The 3,621-nt window shown below is 39.1% G+C and carries 3 protein-coding genes; all 3 read left to right on the forward strand.

Translation table 11 applies throughout. The annotated features are described in order from the left end of the window. Positions 1-425 precede the first annotated feature (425 nt). The 3 genes from DSM107010_RS31115 (at position 426) to DSM107010_RS31125 (ending at position 3,469) form a co-directional block, all read left to right on the forward strand. Positions 426-1,676: an HlyD family secretion protein gene (locus tag DSM107010_RS31115; RefSeq protein WP_127024785.1), complete on the forward strand. Its 1,251-nt coding sequence runs from the start codon at positions 426-428 to the stop codon at positions 1,674-1,676. A gap of 161 nt (positions 1,677-1,837) precedes the next feature. After that, positions 1,838-3,109, forward strand: a complete 1,272-nt coding sequence (locus DSM107010_RS31120; protein WP_106168427.1) for a ferredoxin reductase domain-containing protein — start codon at positions 1,838-1,840, stop codon at positions 3,107-3,109. Positions 3,110-3,214: 105 nt separating this feature from the next. Then, positions 3,215-3,469, forward strand: a complete 255-nt coding sequence (locus DSM107010_RS31125; protein WP_106168428.1) for a DUF4212 domain-containing protein — start codon at positions 3,215-3,217, stop codon at positions 3,467-3,469. The last annotated feature ends 152 nt before the right edge of the window (positions 3,470-3,621 follow it).

Genomic DNA, 3,621 nt, shown 5'->3' on the forward strand with positions numbered 1-3,621 from the left:
CTACCTTTATCAAGTCGTCCTTTATTTTACAACTTCTATTATAGGATGACAATTGTCACGATTTTAATATGACATTTATCAGATGCAGGCGATCGCTCCTTATCGATAAATTATGACTACAACAATTTTAGCTGCTTTAGCTTGATATTGCTCAGTAGCTCAGTGAGATTTTAATGAATTGTTTATATTTAAAAATTTACTTAATCGTTAATTCAGTTTACAATTTTTAAGGTGATTTATGTTCGTCTCGATAAGGATGCTTTTTCCTACTATCAGTACCTTCTGTTAAGCTTTTAAAATTCGCTTTCTAACTTGATAAAGTTTTTGCATTATAGAAGTGCTGAGTTAATCTGCTCCCTCTTTGCTGCCAGTTTCTATTCTTGTGATTCTGCCTTACCTGCTTCCCCATCTTCTGTACGGATACCATGTCATTAAATAAAACAGCTTCAGGAAAAATAATTCTTTCGATTCTAATCTTTACCTGTCTAGCTGTTATTGGAATTAGGCTGAGACGCAACTTCTCTCAAATTCAGAGCGCACAAGCTTTTATTAACGGTGAAATTATTTTCGTGCGGGCATCTATCTCAGGCGAGCTAGAGTTGAAAAGCGAGAAAATTAAGTTAAGCGAGCAACTTGAGAAAGGTACGCGAATCGGCACAATTAAATCTACTATCGAAAATCCCCGAGTATCAGTTCTTAGAATTGAGAAGCAGCAGTTAAAATCTCGTTTGCAAGATGTTCAACAACAAAGTTTTGGGGTAAAACAGCAAATTCTAAATCGAGCTAAATTGATGAATTTGTTTAAACAACAATCTAGTTCCCAGAGAATGCTTCAACTCAAGTACGCCCATCAACAGATAAAACAATTTGAAGGGGAAATTGCAAGAGAACAAGCTAGAAAAAAAGTAGCGCAGAGGGACGCTCAGCGCCTTGCTAGCTTAGCAAAGGAAGGAGTAGAAACCGTTTCTAGAGCTGAAAATAAAATTGCAGAAGCGCAGCAAGCATCTGCTGTAGTCAAGGAAGCTCAATCGAGAATTGAGCTAGCCAAACTTAACTTAGAAGCAACAAAAGCTGGCGGACTTCAGCTAGAAGGAACTCGCACCTTAAGCTATCCTGAAACTCGCGTTCTCGAACTTGATGCAGAGTTGATAGACCTAAAGCAACAACGAAGAAACCTCTCTCAACAAATCCAGAGTATTCAGTCACAGCTATCCATTACTAGTAAGGAATTGCAGGCTCAACAAAACGTCTCGGTTCTAGCACCAACAACAGGCACAATCTGGTCAATTGATTCCCAGTCCCAGGAAATAGTTGAAGCAAATAAATCAATTATTCAGTTACTCAACTGTCAGAATCTTTGGATAGAAGCATTTATAAATGAGACTGAAGCTAATAAACTTGTCGTTGGACAAGAAGCAGAAATTAATCTTGATAACTCAAGTAATCTTCGATGGAAAGGACGAGTAGAGACAATCAGAGCAGGTACAGGTCGTGTTGAAGTTGGACAGTATGTTGTAGAACCACCGCCAGAAATCGCTCAGCGTCAACTACCAGTACGGGTAGCGACAGTGCGAATCAAAGTTGATTGGCAGAAATCTCTTAGATCGGACGATTTTTGTCTGGCAGGGAGGAGCGTCAACGTTCGCTTTATCGGGTCAAAGTCTTCGACTTTTTAGTAAATTACGCCTTTAATTTCTACAACTACAAAGAGGAGTAGAATCTCATGACAGAAATTCTAGAATTTACTAAGAAAAGTGCCTGAAAAATTATAAATGGCATCAAATCTGGAAGTTCTAAAGTTGTTCCTAACAGATTTATCTTCGAGCAAAGCTTTAATATGCATATTTTTTGGTGGGTTTTAGTCTCCTTAGTCAATGTTTTACTTTTGATTGATTTTTACCAAACAATACATCTAACTGACGTTTCAACAGCAATTGTTAGTGTTAGCAATGTATTAGTAGCTGTTTTAGTCCGAAATGAACTAATTCTACATTTATTGTATCGTTTAGCAGTATGGATTTCGGTAAAGATTATTCGGGGCAAATACTATTTTAATAGTGGCGTTCATCACATCGGTGGCGTTCACGCCTCATGTGCTATTTGGGGTCTTCTATGGCTAATTATTAATGAATGGCAGCAGTTAGGAAATCCTAGCGATCTTCTATCAACATCTGTATCCAGCGATCCTATATCAATCGCTCTATCCAGTATACTGTTAACACTTTTAGTTATTATTGTCCTCACTGCTATTCCCCCATTGCGTCATAAATTCCATGATACGTTTGAAATCAGTCATCGCTATTTGGGATGGTCTTGTTTGGGGATTCTCGTCCTGCATCAAATTAGATTTCAATTTACGATCGCTCTCAACCAAGCTTATCCTCTTGAAACTTTATTAACTAATCCAGTTTTACTCATGCTCGTGCTGATGATTTTCAGTGTAGCTTTGCCTTGGATGAGTGTGGAATGTATCTCTAATTTTAGAATGGATTGTCCTTCTGAAGGAGTTTTAGTTATAACTATTCCAGGAAAGGCTGATGTAGGGACATTTACTCGAATTAGTTTAGATGGTATTGAATGGCATTCTTTTTCCGTTGCAGGAACGAGTTTCAACCAGCAAACGTCCGAATCAGAAATTCATTTAATCATCGGCGCGACAGGTGACTGGACTCAAAATTTGATTCGGCAAGTTAAAAAAGGAAATTTACCCAAACAACTATGGGTTCGTCGAGTCAAACCTCCTGGTTTTATGTTCTCAATTAACGCTTATTCACGAGTAGTTGTCATCGCCACTGGAGCTGGAATTGCACCAGTTTTACCTCATGTGAGAAAAAATGGTGATAAGCTTTGTATTATATGGGTTGGTAACAACCACAAACAGACTTACGGCGAAGAGATTTGGTCTTTACTTAACTCTCATTCTCGTTGCAATATTTTCGATACAGGAGTGCATGGTAGACCAAATGTAGAGCAGTTAGCTATTCAAGCCGTTCGAGATTTTAGAGCGCAAGCCGTGTTTTGTGTATCTAATAAAGCGGTTACTGAAAAGGTAATCAAGACTTGTTTAGGCAAAGGTATTCCAGCCTATGGAGCTACCTGGGATTCTTAAAACTAGACAACTTCTGTCACAAACGCTCTGGTGCGATCGCCTCATCGTACTAGCTTCATTCTAAATCGTTTCACAACAAAACAAACACAATGCCGTACAAAAACTATGGATAGAGACAGACAAGAAGCTTATTGGCGAGCAAACACAGCTCTAATTCGGAATTTATTAATTGTCTGGGCGCTGGTATCGTTAGTGTTCAGCATTCTACTGGTACAACCACTGAATGCACTCCGAATTGGTAGCATTCCTCTCGGTTTTTGGCTGGCACAACAAGGCTCGATTTTAACGTTTGTCGGATTAATTTTCATCTATGCGTTTCAAATGGACAAGCTCGATCGCAAATATGGTGTGAGGACGTGAGGTTGAATTATGGCAGAATTTTGGACAATTTGGTTAGTTTCCCTCTCTTTCGGGTTATATATTTACATCGGATGGCGATCGCGCGTCAAAGATAGTTCTGGCTTTTACGTCGCTGGGCAAGGTGTCCCCCAGATTGCAAATGGGGCGGCGAC

Origin of the sequence: Chroococcidiopsis cubana SAG 39.79 (genome assembly GCF_003991895.1) — a bacterium.
In the GTDB taxonomy this organism is placed as follows: domain Bacteria; phylum Cyanobacteriota; class Cyanobacteriia; order Cyanobacteriales; family Chroococcidiopsidaceae; genus Chroococcidiopsis; species Chroococcidiopsis thermalis.

Bases quoted from the DNA above. Each gene is read 5' to 3' on its own strand.
- DSM107010_RS31115 (WP_127024785.1), top strand. From the start codon at position 426: ATGTCATTAAATAAAACAGCTTCAGGAAAAATAATTCTTTCGATTCTA.
- DSM107010_RS31120 (WP_106168427.1), top strand. From the start codon at position 1,838: ATGCATATTTTTTGGTGGGTTTTAGTCTCCTTAGTCAATGTTTTACTT.
- DSM107010_RS31125 (WP_106168428.1), top strand. From the start codon at position 3,215: ATGGATAGAGACAGACAAGAAGCTTATTGGCGAGCAAACACAGCTCTA.